Consider the following 23,219-nt stretch of genomic DNA (forward strand, 5'->3'; position numbering starts at 1 on the left):
CCCGTCATAGCAGCAGGTAAGGCAGGCCGACGCCCGCTACCGCCAGCAGCGCCAGCGCCACCAGCATTACCAGCCCGTCGCGGGTCAGCATCGCGACGGCAAGGCTGCTGACCACCGCCCCCAGAGTGGAAGAGCTGAAGGGCACCAGTTCAAGAAACGGCATCGCCAGCCCAGAAAGGGCGCACAGGATACGCGGCACTGTGACAAAGGGCTGGCGCAGCAGGATCTTCACCCGCGCCTCGGTATGGCGATCGAGAAATCGGGCCATCCGGCGCATAGGCCCCAGCACCCTGCGCGCCCGCTCCGAGGAGATCCGCTGTCGGCGGAGCCAATCCGGCAGCCACAGGTGATCCCGGCCAAGCGCCATTTGCCCGGCGATGAGAAAGATCAGCAGCCCGCAGACAGTCGAGAACAGCGGCACGCCACTGAGCGGCGACACCACCGCCATCGCGGGCAGCAACAGGGTCGCCGCCATCGAGGAATGGCCAAGATCCTCGACAACCTCGGCAACGCTAATGCTGTCCTCTTCCAGCAATTCGGTCGTCGCCTCGATTATCTCGCCGACGGGATGGTCCTGCGCTGTCATTGTGATCTGCCTCCTGTCTGGCCTGCGGTGCGCGCTTCGGCGCTCTGTCCGACCTGTCACGCGTCGGGTTCCGTGTCTGTTCTGTGTCTCTGGAGAGCAAACGTTTCGACGCGCCTGCGGTTCCGGCGAGCGCGGGACAATGCGCACGACAACACCGCTCGCCCCCGAGGCAGGTCAGGTGTTTTTCTTTGACTGCCAGCAGCTTCGGCGGGAACCGATCCGGCAGCAGAGGCGTTAGCCCAGCGCAACCCCGTGACGAGACGGGGCAGGCCCCGCCAGATCGGGGCCACCCGGGGCCGCGACTGGGCTTTGCCCGCGCCCCATACTCCGCCGGTGCGACACCGGCCCCGATTTTTCGGGACTGATACTTGGATCTGACACCGGCGTTCGCGCCGCGAAACAAAAGGAATTTGACATGCGACTGATTATTGCCGCTCTTGCCCTGGCCGGTCTGGCTGCCTGCGAAACAACCGAGGGCTTTGGCCGTGACGTCTCCGACCTTGGCGACGCGATCACCGAGGAATCTCAGGAAGCACAGTAAAGCGCCGCCCGATTCATGCCCCGTCAGACCAGTTCTGGCGGGGTTTTTCTGTCCGATCCCGCGCGTATCCGGATATTGCGGTGCTGATGGCGGTCGGCGGTTGACGTTCCCCGTAACTCGAAGAACCATTGCAACGCGATCAATGGCCTGACGGGTATTACAACCAGCGGGCCACGCGCCCCTTTTCGATGCGTTCCAGACCGAGGATGCCAATGCCCCACCGCCCTGCCCGCCGCTCCCCCCATCCCGTCGGCGCCGCCGCCCGGCCCCTGGCCCGGGCATTCCGTCAATCCCGGCTTGCGCTGCTTCTGAGTGTCATGGCGCTGACATTCTGCCTGTTGTTGCCGCATCCCGGCGCCGCTCAGGCGACCAGCGATCCGGTGCAGACCGACAGCGCAATCCAGCTCGATAGCAAAGCCGCCCCGGACGCCCAGATCCGCCGCAGGATTGTCCAGCTGCTGGGAGAGATCGACGGCTTCGACAAGGTGAGGGTCTCTGTGTCGAGTGGCGTTGTGACCCTGTCGGGCGAGGTTCTGGACAATCCGCGCCAGACCCAGCTGACCACGATGGTCGAACGCATTGACGGTGTCGTGGCGATCGAAAACCGGACCGCGATCAATGGGCGGCTTGATGAGCGGCTCGACTCGGCCTTTTCCCGGCTGAAGGAGCGGACCCGAAATATCATTGCCAATGCACCGATTTTCTTTGTCGCGATGCTGGTTTTCGTGATGATTTCCGCCTTTGGCTGGCTGCTTACGACGCGGCTGCGGATCTGGAAGCGTCTGGCGCCAAACTCCTTTATCGCGGAGGTCTATAGCGGTGTGGCGCGCATTGCCTTTATCGTCCTTGGGCTGGTGGTGGCGCTGGATATCCTCAACGCAACAGCGCTGCTGGGGGCCGTATTGGGGGCCGCTGGTGTTGCTGGTCTGGCGGTTGGTTTTGCGGTGCGCGACACGGTGGAGAATTTCATCGCCTCTATTCTGCTCAGCCTGCGGCAACCGTTTCGGCCGAATGATTTTGTCGAGATTGCAGGCGATATGGGGACCGTTGCCCGGCTGACCTCACGCGCGACCATCCTGATCTCACCCGAAGGCAACCATATCCGCATCCCCAATGCGACCGTCTTCAAGGGCCGGATCGTCAACTACACCCGCGATGCCAACCGGCGGTTCGAGTTTGAACTGGGTGTTGATGCCGACGCCGATCTGGCCGCGGCCCTGTCGACGGCGGTTGATGCCCTGCAATCGCTGCCCTTTGTCCTGCGGGATCCATCGGTTGGTGCCTGGGTCAAGGAGGTTGGCGATTCAAATGTGATCCTGACCTTCACCGGCTGGGTCGATCAGACCCAGAGCAGTTTTCAAAAAGCCCGTGGCGAGGCCATTCGGATTGCCAAGACCGCGCTGGAAAGCAATGGGTTTGGCCTGCCGGAGCCGATCTACCGCCTGCGTGTTGATGCTCGGGACGCCGCGAGCCTGCTACCCGTGGCCCAGCAGCAATCGCAGAAGGCCCCGGCACCTAAACCTGCCGCCGCCCCGGCCGAGACCCCCCTGCCGGCAGCGTCGGATCCAGCCCGTGTCGAGGACGCCAATGAGGAGGCCGCCGCCCGCGAACGCAACGCCCCCGATGGTGGCGGCGACCTGCTGAGCGACGGGCAGAACGCGGAGTGATGACGCCAATCGCCACGACCAGATGGCAATGCGGCAATATGGGAGGGCGGAACAAATTATTCAGGTTCTGCGTTGCGCTTGGAAAAGAGGAGCACCCCATGGCCGACGACCACAGCGCATCCATCAAGAAGGAAGACACCTATAAGGCCCTGCGCGACAAGGGCTATGGCAAGTCGAAGGCTGCCGCCATAGCCAACGCGCAGGCAAATGATGACATGTCCCCATCTGAAAAGGGCGGTAAGGCGCCCCCATATGAGGATTGGACCAAAGACGAGCTGATGGACCGCGCCCGCGAGCTGGATATCGACGGGCGCTCGACTATGAACAAGGACGCGCTGATCGAGGCGCTGCGCAGCGCCTGACCGCGACCATACCCCGACAAGGAGAGATTATATATGGTAGAATATGCTGGCATCGGCGGGCTGATCGTCCTGCTGCTATCCATCTGGGCAATCGTGTCGATTGTCGGGTCCAACGCAGGCACCGGAAAGAAAGTCATCTGGGTTGTTTTCGTGCTGATCCTGCCGATCCTTGGCTTCATCTGCTGGCTGCTCTTCGGCCCCCGCTCGCGAAAGGCATAAACACATCTGACCGAAGGCTGAAACGTTAAAAAATGGCGCTGCCCCAACACGGGACAGCGCCATTTTTCGTGATCGCGCGATGTGCTGACGATCAGGTATTGAGCTGAAGCACGTGGTGCACGCCGACATCCGGGTGGCCCTCGGTCTCGCTCAGGCTGGCGCGCAGCAGCTTCAGGCCGACCAGAACGGCGTTGCCCTGCGAGGCCCAGACCGCTGCTTCACGCGGGGTCATCTTGAGCAATGTCACCTTGGGGTCGTCACGGCCCTTTTCAAACCAGGCGCCGACGGCAAAGCTCCACAACTCGTCGAGCTTATCGGGGTCATTGGTGACCTCCAGCGGTCCGCGCGCGCTTGCGTGGTAATCCTGACCGTCAGAGACAAGGGTCAACTGGGCGTCGGCACCAAGGCCGATTGCCCGGACCAGATCGCTGTCGGAGGAGCTGATGAACCAGATCGCGCCATTCTCTGCATCCGCGAAATGCGTCATCGGCTGCGGATGCTGGTCGCTGTCACGCACAGCCAGCATCGAAGTGCGGCGTTTCTCCAACTGGTGCCACAGTTGAGAGATCGCCTCCTGCTGGGTTTCGGTCTGTCGTGCCATATCAAAATTCCTTTCGTCTCAATTCGATAGGCGGGGTCGGAGTGTCACCCCGCGCAGTTTGCGGCCGCCTGTCCGGCAGCCAAACCACAGGACATCAGATGGAGGGGTCAGACTGAGGCGAAGAACTTATCCAACGCGCGCTCAGCTTCTTCGCGGGCCTTGCCATATTTCGTTTGCAACAGGCCAAGCAGCTGCTCGCGGTCGCCCTTGGCCTTCTCGACATCATCATCTGTCAAATCGCCATAGGCCTCATGGAATTTGCCTTTCAGGGTTGCCCAGTTCCCTTTGATCTGTTGCTCATTCATGTCTTGGCTCCTGTCATTTGGGTATCGTCGCCTAGTCAACGTGCCGGTATCGGCTTGGTTCCCCGAAATCTCAGCCGGTGCGCTATCGCCGATCGCGAAGACTGCTCTGGAGTCCGCGTCCCAGAGGGCGCTGCCATGTCGGCGTTCATGATCGCGCGTTGGGCACCGCGAGGTGGAACAGACAGAAGTCCAGAGAGATCGGGAACCAACCGTCGCAGGCCGCGTTGGGATCACAAGCCATCCAAACAGAACGGGAGAGGCACATGACCGATCAACACACGACTTCACGCCACATCGAGCGCGCCAAGACACATGCGACGGAACTCGCGGAACAGGCGCAGGAGACGCTGCGCAGCGAGGCCAGAGCACGCGCGGAGAAAGCCCAGAGCAAAGCCGCAGGTGAGGCCGCCGCCGTTGCGCGTGCTGCTGATGCCGCTGCCTCCGAGCTGCCGCAAGGCTCGCTTCAGGCTCAGGCCGCCCAGCAGCTGGCTCAGGGGCTGGAGCAGGTTGCGGATACCATCCGGACAGCCGATCTGGAAAAAGTACTGCGCGATACCGGCGCTTTTGCCCGCAAGAACCCGATGCTGTTTCTGGGGGGGGCTGCGCTTCTCGGCTTTGCCGCAACCCGGTTCCTGAAGTCGACAGCGCCGGACGCCACGTCGGACCGCGCCGTCGCCGATGACGCGACAGGCGACCCATGGACCGCCTATGAGGCCGGTGACGGCTCCCCGGCCAGCGACAGTGACTACAGCCGTGGCGGCATGACGCAGAGCCCGACGCGGAGGGTTTCGTGATGGAAGATCAGAACACCTCTGCCAGCCCGTCACAGGCGCCGGGACTGCTGGTGACCGTGCTCAAACAGATGTCGCAGCTGGTTCAGGACGAGTTGCGACTGGCGCGGGCAGAACTGTCGCGCAACCTGTCGCGCGCCGGTGTTGCCATCGCGATGATCGCGGTGGGTGCCGTGCTGGCCATTGTGGGGCTGCATGTCCTTGCAGCCGCGCTTGTCGCCGCGATCACCGCTATGGGCCTTAGCGTCGGGACCGCCGCGCTGATCGTCGGCGGGCCGTTGATCGCCCTTGCCGTGGGGCTGGTTATGCTGGGCGTCAACCGCCTGTCACCCTCAGCCCTTATGCCGGATCGCAGCCTGCGGAACGTGCAACGCGACCTCAAGACCTTGAAGGAGACCACACGCCATGTCTGATGATACCGATCTGACCGAGCTTGAGACCGAAATCGCCCGTGACCGGGTGGCGCTGTCCAAATCCCTCGACACATTGGCGGCGAGCCTGTCGCCGGAGCGCATCGCGACGGAAGTTTCTGCAACCGCATCGCAATATGGCGGTGAGATTTCGCAGCAGCTGTGGTCGACCGCGCGTGCGAACCCGGCCGCGCTGGCGCTCGTCGGCACCGGCATCGCGCTGCTGATGTCGGGAGCCGGCAAGCGACGTGATCCGGAAGGACAGGCGCAACCGGCGGGACCGGTGGCCGCGTCGACCAGCGCTGAGATGGCTCACGTGCCCAGCCCCGATGCGGGCCAGCGCAAAAGCCCCAGCGCCAGGCGTCTGCGTGCGGCGCTGGACCACGGGCTGGACAAACTGCCTCCCAAAGCGCGCAAGCAGGTGCGAAAGGCACGTCTTTCAGCGATCCAGATCCAGGAAGAACTGGAACGCAGAGCCGCAAAGCTCAGCCGCGCGTCACAGGATGGCATCGCAGCGCAGCCACTGGTTGCCGGCGGTCTCGCCTTTGGCCTTGGTGCGATTGTCGCGGCCCTGCTGCCGCAAACCCGGCAGGAAGATGAACTGCTGGGCGCCAAACGCGACGCCCTGATGGCTGAGGCGCGCGACACCCTGCAACAGGAGTTACGCAAGCTGGCCAACAAAGGCGAGACCGCGCTGCACGACCAGCTCAGCCAAGGCCGCGAGGCGCTGGAAGCCTCGCTGAACTGACGCTAACCTCCCCTCTGGCCCGACCGGGCCGGAGGGTTTTCTCTCAGACAAGGCCATTCGCCATGCTCAATTCGATGCTGTCCGACCGTGCGGCGCGCATGATGCTGCTCATTCTGACGGCACTTGCCCTCGGCCTTGCACTCTATGTATCCAAACCGATCCTTGCGCCTATCATATTTGCCGTGGTGGTGGGGATTGTCGTCTCACCCATTGCCGACCGGCTACAGGGCATTGGCGTGGCCCGCGTGATCGTCGCGAGCAGCCTTCTGCTGTTCTCCTGCGCCATCATCGTGCTGCTATTCCTGTCGCTGGAGCCTCTGATCTCGGGCGTTGTTGAAGATCTCCCCAAAATCAAACGTGAAATCAAAAGCTGGGTCTACATGATGTCCGGCCTTCTGCGCGGCATCGAAGCCATCAGCCAAGAGATTGAACAAACCGTCGGGACACGCGGCGCCGAGGCGGATGTGGCCAGCGGGTTTCCGACGCTAATGGATGCGCTCTGGGTGGCGCCCAACTTTGGTGCGCAGGTGTTTATCTTCATCGGCACGCTGTTCTTCTTCGTGCTGACACGTACGGATATCTATGCTGCTGCGGGGGCATTGGGCAAACGGCTCTACCGCGCGGAACATGAGGTGGCGCGCTACTTCGCTGCTGTGACGATCGTCAACGCAGGGCTTGGTGTCGCCACCGCAATCGGCCTTGCCGTGATCGGCATCGACAGCGCGCTGATCTGGGGGCTGGCAGCCATGCTGCTGAACTTCATCCTGTATCTCGGCCCGTTGATGATGATCACCGGCCTGACATTCGTCGGGATGACCCAGCTTGGCGGTGCGGCGGCGCTGCTGCCGCCGGCATTGTTCCTTGGGCTGAACCTTATCGAGGCGCAGTTTGTCACCCCGGCTTTTGTCGGTCATCAGCTGCATCTGAGCCCGCTGGTGGTGTTTCTCGCGATTGTCTTTGGCCTGTGGATCTGGGGTCCGGTGGGCGCGATCGTGGCGCTGCCGACGTTGCTGTGGGCCGGTCAGCTGCTGCGCGCCTCCTCAGAGGCACGCCGGTCACAAGGCCCCGATACCCAGCCAAGTTGAGCCAGACCACCGGGCCGCCGGGCCGCCGCATGCGCGCCCCAGTCGCGCCATCAGGCCCTGTCATCCCGTCGGGTCAGACCACATCCTCGGTCGCGCCCGGAAGGGGCTGCTGAAGATCGGCCATTTTGTCCGGATCATGGGGCACCAGAAAGCCGTTGCGCGACTCCGGCAGGCGCAGGCCATTGCGTGCGACCTCTGCGCGCCACCAGTCCGACGCTGTCTCCAGCCTGCGCGCCTCATCCGGCATCTGGCCCTGATCCCACCAGTGGTTGCACATCGCGCGCCAGGTTTCGGCCACGCGGTCCTTGCGGGTGATGCGCAGCGCCACCTCGGTGTCCCAGCGCATCGACCGCCCGTTCATGTTCGCAGACCCGACCATCGCAAAACTATCGTCAACGATCAGCACCTTGCTGTGGACATAGATCACCGGTGAGCCTGCCAGCACCGAGGGCGCTTCGCGATCGGCCAGGATCGGCTGTACCGGGCTGGCGATGGTCGCGCGGCTGCCAAAAGCTGCTTGCAATGTGTCCAGCGCCTGCCCCTGTAAGGCCATACCATAGCGCGCATCCAGATCCCGGTTGCCCTCAAAAGCCACATCATCGGGCAGCGCGGGCAGCACCAGAATAAGAGAGAGGTCCGGGTTGCGTCTGGCGGCAGCGGCGAGCCCGTCGGCCAGTACGCTGGAGCGCAGAAACTGGGTTTCGAGATAGATCAGATGTTCAGCGCGTTCGAAGGCGGCGAGATAATCCTCTTCGATCTCGCGCAATACCGTGCGGGGGGACAGCGCCCAGAATCCGAAACGACGCGGCGCGGAAATCGTCCGGCGGATCAATTTGCCTTCGGGCGGGTGTTCCTTGCCCGCGACATAGCGTTGAAAATGCCGCAAATGCTGCGCGGCCTCGCGGGCCTCGGGGCCGCTGACCAGCACCTGGACATCCGCCCAGGTCTGCTGTGACGGCTCATCATGCTCCAGCGTATCGCGGCGGCGCTCGTTGAGATCCAGCCCGCCGACATAGAGTAGGGATTCGTCAATCACCGCCAGTTTCTGATGGTGGGTGACCGGGCGCACTTCGGGAAGAAGACCATCGTCGGGGGTATCGGACAGGCCACGACTGGGGAACCCGGTGGCGCCTGCTGGTCCGGTTGGCCTGCGGTCCGAGATCTTGTTCTTCTTCATCTTGATGAACGGGCCAAAGGCCAACCGTGGCAACAGACCTGCCCGCGCCGGATGCAGCGCGCCCTCGACATGAAGGTCACCGACCGGATCATCGGTCGCGCGGCGCGCGAGGCGCACGGCGATTTCCTGCGCCTGCGCCACGGTGCGTTTGGTTTTCTGATGCAGTTCCTGGCCCATCACCGGGTCGAAATCGCTGACAACCAGATGAAAATGGACACCTCGGGCAACCACATGTTCGACCAGATCCGCCCATGTCTCGCCGATGGCGCGCGCCTCGTCGCTCAGCAATGCGGTAGAGAAGTCGAAAATACGGAAACTGGCACGCACCTCTGTTTTGGCGCTGAGCACCGCCCGCTCAAACGCAGGCCATGCCTCGGCAGCGGTCACCAGAACCTCAAAGACCTCTGGATCCGTCGCCGCGTCATCCTGTGTTTCGCAGGTCGGCATTGTCGTTCGCACCCCTTTTTTCCGCAAGCCCCTGTGCCGCCGTGTCGTCGCTATGCGGAAAGACGACCTCATAGGTAAATTCTGTTTCTGTTTCCGTCGTCTTGGCCTCACCCTCGAGCTGTGCGACGAAGGCCTTGATGAGCCGTGCGCCGAGCCCGCTGGTGAACTGGCGCTCTTCGCTTTCGGCCCCGTTCTGCGGGTCCAGCGCGTTGCGGATGGTAAGACGACAGTAGCCGCCTTCCTGTTCGGCAAAGGAGACACCAACAACGCGTCGCCCGTCGCCGTCTACACCCGCAAATCTGACAGCATTGGTCAGCGTTTCGGCCACCAGCATCGACAGATTCACCGCATCGTCCTGATTAAGCTGGACCGAGGCCAGATCGGTTTCGATGGCGACCGCGCCGTCGCGCCCATGCGACAGGGAGGCAATCTCCTTGGCCAGAGCCGTAATAAGCTCGGCCGCATCCACGGTGGTGACATCTGGATTGGTGTTCAGGGACCGGTGAATCGCCGCCAGCCCACGCACCCGGCGCTGAAGCTGGGCAAGCACGTTGCGCGCCTCGTCCGAGCGCGCCGATCTTGCCTGCATGTTCATGATCGAGGCGATGAGCTGGAGGTTGTTCTTTACCCGGTGATGCACTTCGCGCAGGAGCACGGTTTTCTCGCGCAGGTCGATCTCCCGGCGTTCTTCGGCCTTGCTGAGGATCATCACCATGCGGTTGAAGGACTGCTGGGCCTCGGCAAATTCGCGCGGCGGGTTCAGAAGATCCAGCTGGGCCTGTTTCCGCTCGCCTAGCGCATAGCGCCGCATGGCTGCGCGCAGGTCACTGAGATGGCGGATAACAAGACGATGCAGGCCAAATACGCCGACGACCATGCCTGCGAGCCACATCAACACCGGAAAGGCCAGGGTGAAGGCCCAGCCGCCCATGCCTGTTGCCATCTGCGCCTGTGCAGCTGGCCAGCTTCCCACAACGGCGACCTGGCCCGGAACGATGTCGCTCACCGCGAAGAACCGTTCTTCCTGGGATTTTGACGTTGCAAAGAACGTGTCGCCAGACCGCCTGATCAGATCCGACTGCGCGGGTGTCTGGGGCAGCATCAACCCGGCCTGAGGCAGCGGCTCCGAAGAGGACAGGATATCGCCGTCCCGATCAATTGTGGCAAAACGGATGCCTTCCAGCTGCCAGCTCTCGGTGAAAAACGCGCTGGTCAATCTTTTCGGAATGGCGAGGGTCAGATAGCCGACGATTTCGCCACCTTCGCGAACCGGCGTTGTCAATGAGAGTTCGAAATCCCCATTTCCATCAAGGCTGCGCCCCACCCCATAGGTCAGCGCGCCGCGCGCGACCGCTTTTGCAAAAAATGCTGTTTCGGCGATCGCGGCGCCCACATCCTTGGAACTGCATACCGGCTGCCCCTCGGGCGTGACAAGGCCTGCAAAGGAATAGGTCGGCTGCGCTTTGACAAAGGTGGCCAGGGCGAGGTTGCAGGCCGCTGGCTGATTGCGCAGCGGCAGGGTGGCCGCCGCCAGGGCGTCAGCGGCGCCGCCGGTGCGTTGCAACAGCTCCCGCTCTCCCATAGCGGCCCGTTCGGTGCGGGCAAGAATGGCCATCCGGGACAGGCGCGCGGCCTCATCTATCACCGTGTAGGTCTGATAGATGGCAATCATGCCCAATGGCAGCAATGCCAAGGTCATGAGAGCGGCGAGCCGAAAAAACAGCCCGCCAGCCAGTGCCCGCCCCAGTTTCATATCAGGCCACGCTTTGCTGCGACACGATGCCTGCAGTTACGGTGTCGGTTAGCTCCAGCGGCTCGTTTTCGCTCAGATTCATCAGCTCGGCCAACCGCGCCCGGCCTCTGTTCACCCGGCTCTTGATCGTGCCGACCTTGACGCCGCAGGTTTCTGCGGCCTCCTCATAAGAGAACCCGCCGGCGCCAACCAGGATCAGCGCCTCGCGCTGTTCATCGTTCAGCTGTTCGAAAGCTTTGTTGAAATCGCGCATGTTCAAGCGCCCGTCATGATCAGGTTTCTGCGAAAGCTGCTCGGACAGGACGCCATCGCCGTCCTCCACCTCGCGGCGGCGTTTACGGCGTAGAGAGTAATACGTGTTGCGCAGGATCGTAAAGAGCCAGGCCCGCATATTGGAGCCTTCCTCAAATTTGTCGATATTGGTCCAGGCTTTCACCAAGGTATCCTGCACCAGATCATCGGCCATGGCCGTATTCCGGGTCAGACTGATGGCAAACGCACGCATGGCACCAAGGTGGTCCACCAGCTCGTCTCTGGGATCGCCCATCAGGAGTCATCCTCATCACGATTGGCGCTTTCGATCGGCGCTGCGCCCTTGGCTTTCAACTGGTCGAGAAGATTTGCGAACCGGTCGGGGATAGGCTCCGACGCAAGCGTATCAAACGCCTTTTTCAGGTTGCTGTCGATCTCTCGCTCGATCGCGTCGCCGCGTTTTTCTGTTGCCTTGTGCTTTTCCATACGATCCAACTATATTTTTTTACGCACACTCTGGAACCAAACGCAGTGACCAGACGTATGGTTCCATATGTATTCAGAAAAAAAGGGACATATCAAATGACCGCCCCGACAGGAGAAATTCTTGCTAATCAGATCGGGTCTAACCTGCCGTTCCTGCGCCGTTATGCGCGGGCGCTGACAGGTAGCCAGACCAGCGGTGACACCTATGCCCTTGCAACTCTGGAGGCGATCCTGGCCGAGCCGGACCGCTATGAGGCTGAGCTGAAAGCAAAGGTGGCTTTGTTCCGCGCTTTCCATGTTATCTGGAGTTCCAGCGGTGCCCCGGTTGAGCTGGATATGCCCGACAGCGGGCTGGAGACCCAGGCGCAGAAGCATCTGCGTGCGCTTACCCCGAATACCCGCGAGGCGCTTCTGCTTCACACGATTGAGGATTTCAGCACCGCAGAGGTGGCGCAGATCATGGAAATCGGCGCCGATGAAGCAAGTGAGCTGGTGAAGATCGCCTATCAGGAGATGTCGAAATCCACATCGGGTCGCATCATGATCATCGAGGATGAGGCGATCATTTCGATGGATCTTGAAGGGATCGTCAGCGAAATGGGACATCGGGTGACCGGCATTGCCCGGACTGAAGATGCCGCGCTGAAACTCGCGAGGGAAGAGACACCGGATCTGATCCTGTCGGATATCCAGCTTGCGGATAACTCCAGCGGCATTGATGCGGTGAACAAGATCCTTGAAAATCATTTCGACTGCCCCGTGATCTTTATCACTGCCTTCCCCGAAAGGCTGCTGACCGGCGAAGGGCCGGAACCTGCCTTCCTGATCTCGAAGCCCTATACCGAGGATCAGGTTCGCTCGGCGGTCAGCCAGGCGATGTTCTTCTCCTCAACCGAGACGTTGAAGGCCTGAACCAGGCGCAAACCTGTTTCGATCAAATAGCCGCCTGTGATTAGGCGGCTATTTTTGTGTCTGGACGGCTGTTGCGGATGTTTTCCGCTCTTTCGCTTGAGATCGCCGCCGCGCCGGGATCACCGCCGCGCGCGTCTCTCGTGCCGGATCATCCTGTCAGGCGGTGCCTAAGCTTTCGTCAGGCCTCAGCCCTTGGCGATGGCGCGCAGCATCCAGGCGGCCTGCTCGTGAAAGGCGGAGCGCGCCGTCGCCAGATCCTCGGTAACGATATCCTTTCGATCGCCCGCCAGCTCGGTCAGCGCATGAAGGCGGTGCGCGACGCGTTCATGACAATGAGCGAGATCCTCAACCATATCCGCAGCCGTCAGCGAGCCGGTTTTGTCTTCAAGCTTCGAACGGCTGACGATATCGGCAAGGCTCGACGGCGCCAGATGCCCCAGCGCGCGGATCCGTTCCGCCAGCTCGTCGGTCGCTGCAAACATATTCTCATACTGCTCTTCGGTCAGCTTATGGACCGAGTAGAAGGCCGGCCCTTCGACGTTCCAGTGATAGGCATGGGTCTTGAACACGAGGCGATAGGTATCGGCCAGCACATCGGCCAGCCCGCTGGCGATCACCGAGGTGTCACGGACACCGGTGCTAACGTCATCACGGCTGGGCACAACTGAAAGCGCTTCGCTCATCTTATCATCTCCTTTGTCTATGTCGGTCTCACCACCCCAACGTGTGCTCCTGACAGAGGTTCCCATATTTCTCGCCGGTGTCAGACCTTCTCACCGATGTCAGACGCGCAGGCGCCGGGGACAGATGAGCAACGAAAATGGGCGGACGCCACAGCATCCGCCCCTCATCGCTTTCGCATTGTCGTCTCCACGCTATCTGCCCTTTACCACCCGAACCACCATGGCGATGGCAAAGAGTACAAGGAACACGAAGAACAAAATCTGCGCGATCCCGGCAGAGGCAGACGCCACACCGCCAAAGCCGAAGAGGCCAGCGATGACTGCGACAACAAAGAATAGCAAAGCCCAGTAGAGCATGGTCCTCTCCTTCATATCATGTCGTGCTGTGATACCGTCCCAACTCAGACCGCGCGGCGATGGTTCCATGGAACTTTCGCGGCTCGGCGCACGTTGAGTGGTGGAAAGGAGACTTCATCATGGCTGCAACTCAGACACAGACTGAACCGAAGAAATCGACCGCTGCGCGACGCAAGCAGGACACCCTGACAGAGGCGTCCCAACCGATTGCGGCAAAAGCCAAAGAGGTTGGCGAACAGCTGGAGGATATGGCGGTACGCAATGCTCAGGCGGTCCGTGAGATGGCGACCGAGGGTGCAAAAACCGCGTCCCAGACCGTCAATGAGCTTGCCTCCCAGAGTGAGGAATTCGTGAAGAAGAATCCGGCGCTTGCCGTAGCTGGCGCGCTGGGGCTGGGCGTGCTGATCGGCCTTGCGGTCCGCAACCGCTACTGAAACACTTAAATTCCGAGATACAAAAAAGGGAGGCCAGCGGCCTCCCTTTTTTGTATCTGTTGGACACGTTTCTCTGACTATGAACAACCACGGCTGCGAGGGGATTCAGGTGAATTTGCGAAACAGCCGCGTGGTGTCGAAGATTGTATCGAGTTTCTCGTAGCGCGCGCGCGTCTCGTCCCAGCGCTCCTCCTGTGCGGCCGAGATCATCGCCTCCAGCAGCATCATGGTTGAGATGTTTGAGTCCCAGGCCGAGGGGATTTCCACCCAGCAATTGAAGGTATGCGCCGCCACAGATCCGATGGGGCTGGACCATTGGTCGGTGATCAAGATCACCCGCACCCCCCGTTCCGAGGCCAGTTCGGCCAGCCGTTGCAGGTTGGTCTCATAGCGGCGGACGTCGAACATCAGCAGCGTGTCGCCTTCCACCATATCCAGCACGTAATGCGGCCAGGTCGCCGAGGAGGAGGTCATATGTGTGACCCGCTGGCGAATGGCCTGAAAATGCGTGAAGGCATAATCCGCAAGCGCACGGGTGATGCGCCCGCCAACCACATAGAGCCGACCCTCAGTATCGGCCAGCTGCCGGACCGCCGCATCGAACTGCTCTGAATCGACGTTGGAAAAGGTCTGACTGAGGTTGTCGGTCACCGCCTGTGCAAATCTGTTCAGAAGATGCCCCTCCGGCGCCTCCGACGCCCAGTTGGCCCGGCGCTGGGTCGGGCCGGATCCCTTTGCCTCCAGCTCTTTCAGCAGGGCCTGATGGAACTGCGGATATCCTTTGAAACCAAGCTTCTGCACCATGCGCGCCACGGTGGGTGTCGACACATCGGCATTGGCGGCAACAATGGTGATAGAGGCCAGACCAGCCGCCGGATAATTGGCCAGCAGGGCATTTGCGAATTTGCGCTCTGCCTGGGTCAGGGTTGCATATTGCTCCCGGATGAGTTCGCGCACGGCGGCGGGCGGTTTTGTCACTGTCCGGCTATCCCTCTGGTTTGCCTACAATTTATGCACTGCCCCAAAGACAGGGCCATCCCCGACACGAGGGGATCAAACTGATGCTGAAAATATATTGACACAAAAAGTCGTACGTGAAAACATTTTTCCAAAATCAGGGAGTACCCAATGTCACTGAGCGATTCCAACGCTCCATCTGCCGCCGCACCGGAACTGCCCAACGAGGCAGTAGAGATCTGGAATGCAGCGGGCACCGGCGATGTGCTGGTGCTGTGCGAACATGCCAGCAACCACATTCCGGCGCGGTATGAGGGGCTTGGCCTGTCGGAGGATGACCGCGCCAGCCATGCCGCCTGGGATCCCGGCGCATTGGCGGTGGCCAAGGGTCTATCGGTGGCTCTGGACGCGCCGCTGGTCGCAAGCCGGGTGTCGCGGCTGGTCTATGACTGCAACCGCCCGCCCGAAGCTGCCAGTGCCATGCCCGCGAAATCGGAACTGATCGACGTCCCCGGCAACCGTGATCTGGATGCGGCGGCGCGGGCCGAACGGGTCGACAGCGTCTACACCCCCTTCTGCGCGGCCGTGGCGCAGGTGATCGCTGATCGCAGGGCCGCAGGTCGCGAGACGATGCTGGTGACGGTCCATAGCTTTACCCCGATCTTTTACGGCACCCCGCGCAGCGTCGAAATCGGCATCCTGCACGATGCGGACAGCCGCTTGGCCGATGCGATGCTGGAGGCCACCCCGGCCCTGCCCGACCGCCAGATCGAGCGCAACGCGCCCTATGGCCCGCAGGACGGTGTCACACATTCGCTGGTGCTACATGGTCAGAACAATGGTTTGGCCAATGTGATGATCGAAGTGCGTAACGATCTGTTGCAGACCCCGGAACAGGAAGCCGCCATGACAGACGAATTGCTGTGTCTGCTGCGCCCGGCCCTGAGCGCGCTGACCAGTAAGGAGGCAGCCAATGCCTAGTGCCATCAAGAGCTATGTACGCGCCATCGACGCGATGAACCGCGTGATTGGCCGTTTCGCCATGTATCTGATCTTTGTGCTGGTTGGGGTGCTTCTGTGGTCCTCGGTGTCAAAGACCTTTTTCAACCCGTCACTCTGGACGCTGGAGACCGCGCAGTTTGTCATGGTCGCCTACTATATTCTGGGTGGTCCCTACTCGATCCAGATGGGCAGCAATGTACGGATGGATCTGTTCTATGGCGCATGGTCGCTCAAGACCAAGGCCATGGTCGATGCTGTCACCGTGCTGTTCCTGATGTTCTACCTGGGGATCCTGTTTTATGGCGCCGTCAGCTCCACCGCCTATTCGCTGGGGTATTTCGGGCTTGAGCCGTTTCAGTTCTTCGGAGAGCTGCTGACAATCCTTGTGAGCGAAGGCGTCGATGCCGCCAGCGCCAAACTCGGCTATCTGGAACGCAGTTCCACCGCGTGGCGCCCCTTCATGTGGCCGATCAAAACCATCCTCTGTTTCGGCGTCTTTCTGATGCTGCTGCAATGCCTTGCTGAATTGTTCCGTGATCTCGGACGCCTTCGCGGAGACGACTTCTAATGTCCTATGAACTCATCGCCATTATGATGTTTGCCGGCATGATGCTGATGCTGATGACCGGTCAGCGTGTGTTTGGCGCAATCGGTTTCGTCGGCGCTGTGGCCGGTCTGCTGCTCTGGGGCACTGGCGGCAGTGAAATCCCCTTCTCCGCGGCCATGAAGCTGATGAAATGGTATCCTCTGCTCACGCTGCCAATGTTCATCTTCATGGGGTACGTGCTGTCGGAATCGAAGATCGCAGATGATCTCTACCGGATGTTTCACGTGTGGATGGGACCGGTCAAAGGCGGGCTGGCGATTGGTACCATTGGTCTGATGGTCCTGATCTCGGCGATGAACGGTCTGTCAGTGGCTGGTATGGCCATCGGCGCCACCATCGCCCTGCCCGAGCTTTTGCGCCGTGGCTATGACAAGACGCTGGTCACCGGCACCATTCAGGCCGGATCCTCCCTCGGCATTCTGGTGCCGCCCTCCGTCGTGCTGGTGCTCTATGCGATGATCGCGCGCCAGCCGGTTGGTCAGCTCTGGCTCGCCGGTGTTGTTCCGGGTCTGCTGATGGCGGCCATGTTCATCATCTACATCTATCTGCGCGCCCGGATGCAGCCCGAACTCGGCCCCGCCATGAGCCCCGAGGATCTCGCCGAATATGAGCGCATCAGCGATCATCCGCTGCGCCTGAACTACATCGTTCTGGCCCTTCTGGTGCTGGTGCCGCTGGTGGTCAAGATGGGCATCATCGAGGCAAAACCCGCAATGGGCGTGGCTCTTGCCGGTGCCGTTCTGGCCTTTGTCACCAGAGGCATTCCGATCTTCTATCATGATGTCTTCATGAAGGAAAAATACCGCCTGCTGTTCTCCGGCGTGCTGCCCTTGGCGATCTTTGCCGCGATGATGGTGCCCTTTGTGAATGGCTGGACCTCGCTGGTGGAAAGCTCCGCCATTGGTGCGATGACCGCCTTTGTCGCGGCCATTCTCAAAGGTCGGATGAACAAGGAGGTGTTTGAAACTTCGGTGCGCTCCACCCTGGGGATTTCCTGCATGTTCATGTGGATCATCCTCGCCGCGCTTGGCTTTGGCGCAATTTTTGATGGTCTGGGCGCGGTGAAGGCGATCGAGGATCTGTTCACCACGCAGCTGGGTCTCAGCCCCTGGATGATCCTGATCCTGATGCAGCTGAGCTTTATCGTGATGGGCACCTTCCTTGATGACACCGCGATGCTGGTGATCGTGGCGCCGCTTTATGTGCCGCTTGTGGGGGCGCTGGGGTTCGATCTGATCTGGTACGGTGTGCTTTATACCATCACCACCCAGATCGCCTATATGACGCCGCCCTTTGGCTACAACCTGTTCCTGATGCGGGCGATGGCGCCACCGGAAATCGGGCTGAAAGACATCTACGTCTCAATCATCCCCTTTGCCGCTGTCATGGTGGTCGCACTCGCCCTGGTCATGATGTTCCCGCAGATTGCCCTGTGGCTGCCGGACTATGTTTACGGAAAATAACCCTCAGAAGAGCTCCGCAAGGGGGCCGGACATTCAACATGGAGAAGAGACATGACGACAAGACGTAAGTTTATACAGACCGCCGGTGTCGGCGCCCTGGCCGCACCGCTGGCCACACCTGCGCTGGCTCAGTCGAAAATCACCTGGCGTATGCAGACCTATGCCGGTGCGGCACTGGCCGAGCATGTGGTGAAACCCGCCATCGACATGTTCAACAAGATCGCAGGCGACCGCATGCAGATCGAGCTCTACTATGCCGACCAGCTGGTCCCCACCGGCGAGCTGTTCCGCGCCATGCAGCGCGGCACGATCGACGCGGTGCAGTCGGATGACGACTCGATGGCCTCGCCCACAGAAGTCACTGTCTTTGGCGGCTATTTCCCCTTCGCCTCGCGCTACTCGCTCGATGTGCCTGTGCTGTTCAACCAATATGGTCTGAACGAGATCTGGGACGAGGAATACTCCAAGGTCGGCGTCAAGCATATCTCGGCAGGCGCCTGGGACCCCTGCCATTTCGCCACCAAGGATCCGATCAACTCGCTGGCCGACCTCAATGGGAAACGCGTCTTCACCTTCCCGACCGCCGGCCGTTTCCTGAGCCAGTTCGGCGTGGTGCCGGTCACCCTGCCGTGGGAAGACATCGAAGTTGCCATGCAGACTGGCGAGCTGGACGGCATCGCCTGGTCCGGCATCACCGAGGATTACACCGTCGGCTGGGCGGATGTGACCAACTACTTCCTGACCAACAACATCTCCGGCGCCTGGGCTGGCTCTTTCTTTGCCAACCAGGGCCGCTGGAACGAGCTGCCCGAAGACCTGCAGACCCTGTTCCGTGTCTGCTGTGATCAGTCGCATTATTATCGCCAGTGGTGGTACTGGGGTGGCGAAGCCTCCTTGCGCGTGAACGGCGACAAGATGAAACTGACCACGATTCCGGACAACGAATGGCAGCAGGTCGAAGACGCCGCCGTCAAATTCTGGGACGAGATCGCCGCCGAAAGCCCGACCAAAGCGCGCGTTGTCGAGATCATCAAGAAGTACAACGCCGACATGCAGAAGGCCGGCCGCCCCTATCGCTACGGCTAAGGCTGCCACAGAAAACCGAATTTGGCCCGCGTGCGGTGGGCCAAATTCCTTCCCAAGGAATTTGCTCAACTTTTTTAGTCAGAAAGTTGTGGCCTCAGAACACAAAGGGCTGCTCATGCTCTCCTTCGATACGCTCAAAGACCAGGTTGCCGACGGCACCGTTGATACAGTTCTTGTGTGCCTTGTGGACATGCAGGGTCGGCTGATGGGCAAACGCTTTCACGCCAAGCATTTTGTGAACGGCGCCTGGGAAGAGACCCATTGCTGCAACTATCTCCTCGCCACCGATCTGGCGATGGCGACGCCGGAAGGCTATGCCTCGACCAGCTGGGAAAACGGCTATGGCGATTATGTCATGAAGCCGGATCTGGCCACGCTGCGCCCGGTGCCCTGGCTGGCTGGCACGGTGATGGTGCTCTGTGATGTGCTGGATCACCACAGCCATGAGGAAGTCCCCCATTCTCCCCGCGCCATCCTGAAACGTCAGGTGAACCGTCTCAAAGAGATGGGTTTTGACGCGATGTGCGCCACCGAACTGGAATTCTTCCTGTTCGAGAAGAGCTTTGACGAAATCCGCAAATCCGGTTTCCGCGATTTGCAGCCGATCTCGGGCTACAATGAGGACTACAGCATTCTGCAGACCTCGCGTGAGGAACATATCCTGCGCCCGATCCGCAACCATCTGTGGGATGCAGGGCTGCCGATCGAGAATTCCAAGGGCGAGGCCGAGACCGGTCAGGAAGAGTTGAACATCAAATATGCCGCCGCGATGGATACGGCTGAATATCACACCATTGCCAAACATGCGGTGAAAGAGATCGCCCAGCAGCAGGGCCATGCCGTCACCTTCCTGCCGAAATGGCATCACGAGAAGGTCGGCTCCTCCTCCCATGTCCACCAGTCGCTGTGGCAGGACGGCAAACCTGCCTTCTATGACGAGAGCGACGCGCTGGGCATGTCATCGCTGATGAAGGCCTACATGGCGGGTCTGCTGAAATACGCGCCGGATTACACCGCCTTCATGGCGCCCTATATCAACAGCTACAAACGCTTCATGAAGGGCACCTTTGCCCCGACCCGTATCATCTGGTCGGTGGACAACCGCACCGCAGGCTATCGCCTCTGCGGTGTCGGCAGCAAGGCAATCCGCGTGGAATGCCGGATACCCGGCTCGGACATGAACCCCTATCTCGCGATCGCCGGCATGCTGGCGGCGGGTATTGCGGGCATCGAGGAAGGGCTTGAGCTGCAGGCCCCCACCAAGGGCGATGTCTATCAGGGCGACACCGGCATGATCCCCGGCACGCTGCGTGAGGCGGCGGCGGCACTCAAAAGCTCGGCCATGTTGCGGGCCACCATGGGCGATGCGGTGGTTGACCACTATGTCCGCGCGGCGGAAGTTGAGATCGAGGATTTCGAGCGGATCGTGACCGACTACGAGATTGCCCGCGGGTTTGAGCGCGTCTGAGACGCGCAGCCTTCGGCGAGAGTATTTTTGGAAAGATGACGATGGGGGCGTGGCCCCCGTCAAACCACATGAGGAAGACCATGGGCCAGACCCTGAAATGTATCTCACCGATCGACGGATCGGTCTATGCCGAGCGCGAGACGCTGTCGCCGGAGGCCGCAGCAGAGCGTGCAAAGGCAGCACGTGTGGCCCAGGCGGCCTGGGCCGCCCGCCCCCTGCAGGAGCGGATTGACCTGGTGATGGCCGGCGTCGCCGCCGTGGGGGCCATGAATGACGAGATCGTGCCGGAGCTGGCCCACATGATGGGGCGTCCGGTGCGCTATGGCGGCGAGTTTGGCGGCTTCAACGAACGTGCCAGCCACATGGCCGCGATTGCGGCAGAGTCGCTTGCGGATATCGAGGTTGGAGAGGACGCCACCTTCAAACGCTACATCAAGCGCGTGCCCCATGGGGTTGTGTTGGTGGTCGCGCCCTGGAACTACCCCTATATGACCGCAATCAACACCGTGGCGCCAGCGCTGATTGCGGGCAATACCGTGGTGCTGAAACATGCCACCCAGACACTTCTGGTGGGCGAGCGCATGGCGCAGGCCTTCCAGTCGGCGGGCGTTCCGGCAGATGTGTTCCAGAATGTATTCCTCGACCATGACACCACATCCTCGCTAATTGCCTCAAAGGCCTTTGACTTCGTGAACTTCACAGGCTCCGTCGGTGGCGGCCAGGCGATAGAGCGCGCAGCGGCCGGCACCTTTACCGGCGTCGGCTCCGAGCTGGGCGGCAAGGATCCGGGTTATGTGATGGAAGACGCCGATCTTGATGCGGCGGTGGACACGCTGATTGACGGCGCCATGTTCAACGCAGGCCAGTGCTGCTGCGGCATCGAGCGGATCTATGTCCATGAGAGCCTTTACGACGCCTTTGTCGAGAAGGCAGTGGCCATCGTGAAAGGCTACAAGCTGGGCAATCCGCTGGAGGCCGAAACCACCATTGGCCCGATGGCCAATGTGCGCTTTGCACAGGAGGTGCGCGACCAGATCGCCGAGGCGGTAGCGGCGGGTGCTGTCGCCCATATCGCGCCCTTCGCCGAGGATGACGGCGGTGCCTATCTCACACCGCAGATCCTGACCAATGTGACACATGACATGCGGGTGATGCGCGACGAGAGCTTTGGCCCTGTCGTGGGCATCATGAAAGTCACCTCTGACGAGGAGGCGATTGCGCTGATGAATGACAGCGAATTTGGCCTCACCGCGTCGCTATGGACCCGTGATGTCGAGCGCGCCGCGCGTGTTGGCGATCAGATCGAAACCGGCACCGTGTTTATGAACCGCGCCGATTATCTGGATCCGGGCCTGTGCTGGACCGGCTGCAAGAACACCGGCCGCGGTGGGGGTCTGTCGATCATCGGCTTCCATAACCTCACCCGCCCGAAATCCTATCACCTGAAAAAAGTCACGGGCTGAGCCCGTCATCTTTCCAAAAAATACTCCGGGGGGCTTGCCGCAGGGCAAGCGGGGGCAGCGCCCCCTCCCCGGCTTCATCACAGGAACACACCTATGACTCTTGTTGGAAACTGGTCCTACCCGACCGCAATCAAATTCGGCGCAGGCCGGATCAAGGAACTGGCGGAGGCCTGCGCTGCTGTCGGCATGAAGAAACCTCTGCTGGTCACCGACAAAGGCCTGGCCGAACTGCCTGTCACCCAAGCCACCCTCGACATCCTGGATGCTGCGGGCCTTGGCCGGGCGATGTTCTGCGAGGTTGACCCGAACCCGAACGAGAAGAACCTCGAAGCCGGTGTTGCCGCCTACAAGGCGGGCGGCCATGACGGGGTTATCGCTTTTGGCGGCGGCTCTGGCCTCGATCTGGGCAAGATGGTCGCCTTCATGTGCGGCCAGACCCGACCGGTTTGGGATTTTGAAGACATCGGCGACTGGTGGACCCGCGCCGATGCCGATGCAATCGCGCCAATCATCGCCGTGCCGACCACCGCGGGCACCGGCTCCGAGGTCGGCCGCGCCTCTGTGATCACCGACAGTGTGACCCATCAGAAAAAGATCATCTTCCACCCCAAGGTGCTGCCAACCGTGGTGATCTGTGATCCCGAGCTGACCGTGGGCATGCCGAAGTTCATCACCGCAGGCACCGGGCTGGATGCCTTTGCCCATTGCGTCGAGGCGTTCTCCAGCCCGCATTACCACCCGATGTCGCAGGGCATCGCGCTGGAAGGCATGCGCCTGGTAAAGGATTTCCTGCCGCGCGCCTATGCCGATGGTACCGATATCGAGGCGCGCGCGCAGATGATGTCGGCTGCGGCCATGGGTGCCACCGCCTTCCAGAAAGGCCTCGGCGCGATCCACGCCATGAGCCATCCGATCGGCGCAGTGTTCAACACCCACCACGGCACCACGAATGCGGTCTGCATGCCTGCGGTTCTGGCCTTCAACGCGCCGGAAATCCGTGAGCGGTTCAACACCGCAGCTGCCTATCTGGGCATCGACTGCGGCTTTGACGGTTTCTGCGCCTATGTGCAGGAGCTGAACGACAGTCTCGGCATCCCACGTGGCCTCGCGGACCTCGGCGTCACCGAAGACGCCATCCCCGAGCTGGTCCGAGGCGCCCTGATCGACCCCTCCTGCGGCGGCAACCCTGTCGTTCTGGATGAAGCCAATCTTACGCAGCTGTTCAAGGACGCGATGTGATCTCCGGTTGAGGGCCACAGAATACTGAGCCCTGACCGAGCTGTCTGACGTCTGGCTCAGGTGTCGTGATTGCGGCCCCTCTCTGGCTTGAGAGGGGCCGCATTTTTATTCGCAATGA

General features: G+C 61.1%; 27 protein-coding genes. 17 read left to right on the forward strand and 10 right to left on the reverse strand.

What is annotated here, in order from left to right:
* Positions 1-4 precede the first annotated feature (4 nt).
* A complete protein-coding gene (locus VWZ85_RS06720) occupies positions 5-586 on the reverse strand; it encodes an exopolysaccharide biosynthesis protein (protein ID WP_416536654.1) in 582 nt (193 codons plus the stop codon).
* Between the two features lie 415 nt (positions 587-1,001).
* On the opposite strand from VWZ85_RS06720, the gene VWZ85_RS06725 reads away from it, so the two are divergent.
* The 4 genes from VWZ85_RS06725 (at position 1,002) to VWZ85_RS06740 (ending at position 3,375) form a co-directional block, all read left to right on the forward strand.
* A complete protein-coding gene (locus VWZ85_RS06725; protein WP_072505423.1) occupies positions 1,002-1,127 on the forward strand; it encodes an entericidin A/B family lipoprotein in 126 nt (41 codons plus the stop codon).
* Between the two features lie 212 nt (positions 1,128-1,339).
* Complete coding sequence (locus VWZ85_RS06730; RefSeq protein WP_416554520.1) at positions 1,340-2,794, forward strand: mechanosensitive ion channel family protein; 1,455 nt, start codon at positions 1,340-1,342, stop codon at positions 2,792-2,794.
* 98 nt (positions 2,795-2,892) lie between these two features.
* Positions 2,893-3,156, forward strand: a complete 264-nt coding sequence (locus VWZ85_RS06735; protein WP_416542936.1) for a Rho termination factor — start codon at positions 2,893-2,895, stop codon at positions 3,154-3,156.
* 33 nt (positions 3,157-3,189) lie between these two features.
* Positions 3,190-3,375 carry a PLD nuclease N-terminal domain-containing protein gene (locus tag VWZ85_RS06740; RefSeq protein WP_416554516.1) on the forward strand — a complete coding sequence of 62 codons (186 nt, stop codon included), beginning with the start codon at positions 3,190-3,192 and terminating at the stop codon, positions 3,373-3,375.
* Positions 3,376-3,466: 91 nt separating this feature from the next.
* On the opposite strand, the gene VWZ85_RS06745 is transcribed toward VWZ85_RS06740, so the two are convergent.
* On the reverse strand, positions 3,467-3,976 hold the full coding sequence (locus VWZ85_RS06745) for a pyridoxamine 5'-phosphate oxidase family protein (protein WP_416587500.1): 510 nt from the start codon (positions 3,974-3,976) through the stop codon (positions 3,467-3,469).
* Between the two features lie 107 nt (positions 3,977-4,083).
* Positions 4,084-4,281 carry a CsbD family protein gene (locus VWZ85_RS06750; RefSeq protein ID WP_416587501.1) on the reverse strand — a complete coding sequence of 66 codons (198 nt, stop codon included), beginning with the start codon at positions 4,279-4,281 and terminating at the stop codon, positions 4,084-4,086.
* 263 nt (positions 4,282-4,544) lie between these two features.
* On the opposite strand from VWZ85_RS06750, the gene VWZ85_RS06755 reads away from it, so the two are divergent.
* The 4 genes from VWZ85_RS06755 (at position 4,545) to VWZ85_RS06770 (ending at position 7,315) form a co-directional block, all read left to right on the forward strand.
* Positions 4,545-5,075 carry a hypothetical protein gene (locus VWZ85_RS06755; protein ID WP_416587502.1) on the forward strand — a complete coding sequence of 177 codons (531 nt, stop codon included), beginning with the start codon at positions 4,545-4,547 and terminating at the stop codon, positions 5,073-5,075.
* Positions 5,075-5,485 (forward strand): phage holin family protein, encoded by a 411-nt coding sequence (locus VWZ85_RS06760; RefSeq protein ID WP_340547369.1) that lies wholly within the window; start codon positions 5,075-5,077, stop codon positions 5,483-5,485. The genes VWZ85_RS06755 and VWZ85_RS06760 overlap by 1 nt, the downstream gene beginning before the upstream one ends.
* Positions 5,478-6,230 carry a hypothetical protein gene (locus VWZ85_RS06765; RefSeq protein WP_416587503.1) on the forward strand — a complete coding sequence of 251 codons (753 nt, stop codon included), beginning with the start codon at positions 5,478-5,480 and terminating at the stop codon, positions 6,228-6,230. Before VWZ85_RS06760 ends, VWZ85_RS06765 begins: the two co-directional genes overlap by 8 nt.
* Positions 6,231-6,292: 62 nt before the next feature.
* Positions 6,293-7,315, forward strand: coding sequence for an AI-2E family transporter (locus VWZ85_RS06770; RefSeq protein WP_340547371.1), 1,023 nt, complete (start codon positions 6,293-6,295; stop codon positions 7,313-7,315).
* A gap of 73 nt (positions 7,316-7,388) precedes the next feature.
* Here VWZ85_RS06770 and VWZ85_RS06775 read toward each other — a convergent pair whose 3' ends face one another.
* The 4 genes from VWZ85_RS06775 to VWZ85_RS06790 are packed head-to-tail and all read right to left on the reverse strand — an operon-like array spanning position 7,389 to position 11,430.
* Positions 7,389-8,939, reverse strand: a complete 1,551-nt coding sequence (locus tag VWZ85_RS06775; protein WP_416587504.1) for a phospholipase D family protein — start codon at positions 8,937-8,939, stop codon at positions 7,389-7,391.
* Positions 8,914-10,692 carry a sensor histidine kinase gene (locus VWZ85_RS06780; RefSeq protein WP_416595442.1) on the reverse strand — a complete coding sequence of 593 codons (1,779 nt, stop codon included), beginning with the start codon at positions 10,690-10,692 and terminating at the stop codon, positions 8,914-8,916. Before VWZ85_RS06780 ends, VWZ85_RS06775 begins: the two co-directional genes overlap by 26 nt.
* Before the next feature lies 1 nt (position 10,693).
* Complete coding sequence (locus VWZ85_RS06785) at positions 10,694-11,239, reverse strand: RNA polymerase sigma factor (protein WP_340547374.1); 546 nt, start codon at positions 11,237-11,239, stop codon at positions 10,694-10,696.
* Positions 11,239-11,430: a NepR family anti-sigma factor gene (locus VWZ85_RS06790; RefSeq protein WP_340547375.1), complete on the reverse strand. Its 192-nt coding sequence runs from the start codon at positions 11,428-11,430 to the stop codon at positions 11,239-11,241. Before VWZ85_RS06790 ends, VWZ85_RS06785 begins: the two co-directional genes overlap by 1 nt.
* A gap of 96 nt (positions 11,431-11,526) precedes the next feature.
* On the opposite strand from VWZ85_RS06790, the gene VWZ85_RS06795 reads away from it, so the two are divergent.
* Positions 11,527-12,342, forward strand: coding sequence for a response regulator (locus VWZ85_RS06795; RefSeq protein WP_340547376.1), 816 nt, complete (start codon positions 11,527-11,529; stop codon positions 12,340-12,342).
* A 185-nt stretch (positions 12,343-12,527) separates the two neighbouring features.
* Here VWZ85_RS06795 and VWZ85_RS06800 read toward each other — a convergent pair whose 3' ends face one another.
* Together VWZ85_RS06800 and VWZ85_RS06805 are read right to left on the reverse strand one after the other, a co-directional pair.
* Positions 12,528-13,025, reverse strand: coding sequence for a Dps family protein (locus VWZ85_RS06800; protein ID WP_416587507.1), 498 nt, complete (start codon positions 13,023-13,025; stop codon positions 12,528-12,530).
* A 192-nt stretch (positions 13,026-13,217) separates the two neighbouring features.
* Positions 13,218-13,382 (reverse strand): DUF1328 domain-containing protein, encoded by a 165-nt coding sequence (locus VWZ85_RS06805; protein ID WP_340547378.1) that lies wholly within the window; start codon positions 13,380-13,382, stop codon positions 13,218-13,220.
* A 119-nt stretch (positions 13,383-13,501) separates the two neighbouring features.
* Between VWZ85_RS06805 and VWZ85_RS06810 the strand changes: the two genes are divergently transcribed.
* Positions 13,502-13,816, forward strand: coding sequence for a hypothetical protein (locus VWZ85_RS06810; RefSeq protein ID WP_340547379.1), 315 nt, complete (start codon positions 13,502-13,504; stop codon positions 13,814-13,816).
* Between the two features lie 105 nt (positions 13,817-13,921).
* Here VWZ85_RS06810 and VWZ85_RS06815 read toward each other — a convergent pair whose 3' ends face one another.
* A complete protein-coding gene (locus tag VWZ85_RS06815; protein ID WP_416587509.1) occupies positions 13,922-14,794 on the reverse strand; it encodes a MurR/RpiR family transcriptional regulator in 873 nt (290 codons plus the stop codon).
* A gap of 150 nt (positions 14,795-14,944) precedes the next feature.
* On the opposite strand from VWZ85_RS06815, the gene VWZ85_RS06820 reads away from it, so the two are divergent.
* The 7 genes from VWZ85_RS06820 (at position 14,945) to VWZ85_RS06850 (ending at position 23,101) form a co-directional block, all read left to right on the forward strand.
* Complete coding sequence (locus VWZ85_RS06820; RefSeq protein ID WP_416587510.1) at positions 14,945-15,754, forward strand: N-formylglutamate amidohydrolase; 810 nt, start codon at positions 14,945-14,947, stop codon at positions 15,752-15,754.
* Positions 15,747-16,343 carry a TRAP transporter small permease subunit gene (locus VWZ85_RS06825; protein WP_340547382.1) on the forward strand — a complete coding sequence of 199 codons (597 nt, stop codon included), beginning with the start codon at positions 15,747-15,749 and terminating at the stop codon, positions 16,341-16,343. The genes VWZ85_RS06820 and VWZ85_RS06825 overlap by 8 nt, the downstream gene beginning before the upstream one ends.
* A complete protein-coding gene (locus VWZ85_RS06830; RefSeq protein WP_416542943.1) occupies positions 16,343-17,845 on the forward strand; it encodes a TRAP transporter large permease in 1,503 nt (500 codons plus the stop codon). The genes VWZ85_RS06825 and VWZ85_RS06830 overlap by 1 nt, the downstream gene beginning before the upstream one ends.
* 51 nt (positions 17,846-17,896) lie before the next feature.
* Positions 17,897-18,931, forward strand: coding sequence for a TRAP transporter substrate-binding protein (locus tag VWZ85_RS06835; RefSeq protein WP_340547384.1), 1,035 nt, complete (start codon positions 17,897-17,899; stop codon positions 18,929-18,931).
* Between the two features lie 115 nt (positions 18,932-19,046).
* Positions 19,047-20,399, forward strand: a complete 1,353-nt coding sequence (locus VWZ85_RS06840; protein WP_340547385.1) for a glutamine synthetase family protein — start codon at positions 19,047-19,049, stop codon at positions 20,397-20,399.
* Between the two features lie 80 nt (positions 20,400-20,479).
* Positions 20,480-21,862, forward strand: a complete 1,383-nt coding sequence (locus VWZ85_RS06845; protein WP_416587512.1) for an aldehyde dehydrogenase family protein — start codon at positions 20,480-20,482, stop codon at positions 21,860-21,862.
* Between the two features lie 93 nt (positions 21,863-21,955).
* A complete protein-coding gene (locus VWZ85_RS06850) occupies positions 21,956-23,101 on the forward strand; it encodes an iron-containing alcohol dehydrogenase (protein ID WP_416587513.1) in 1,146 nt (381 codons plus the stop codon).
* The last annotated feature ends 118 nt before the right edge of the window (positions 23,102-23,219 follow it).

The sequence above is a fragment of the Phaeobacter sp. JH20_29 genome (assembly GCF_048056175.1).
GTDB classification, from domain to species: domain Bacteria; phylum Pseudomonadota; class Alphaproteobacteria; order Rhodobacterales; family Rhodobacteraceae; genus Phaeobacter; species Phaeobacter bryozoorum.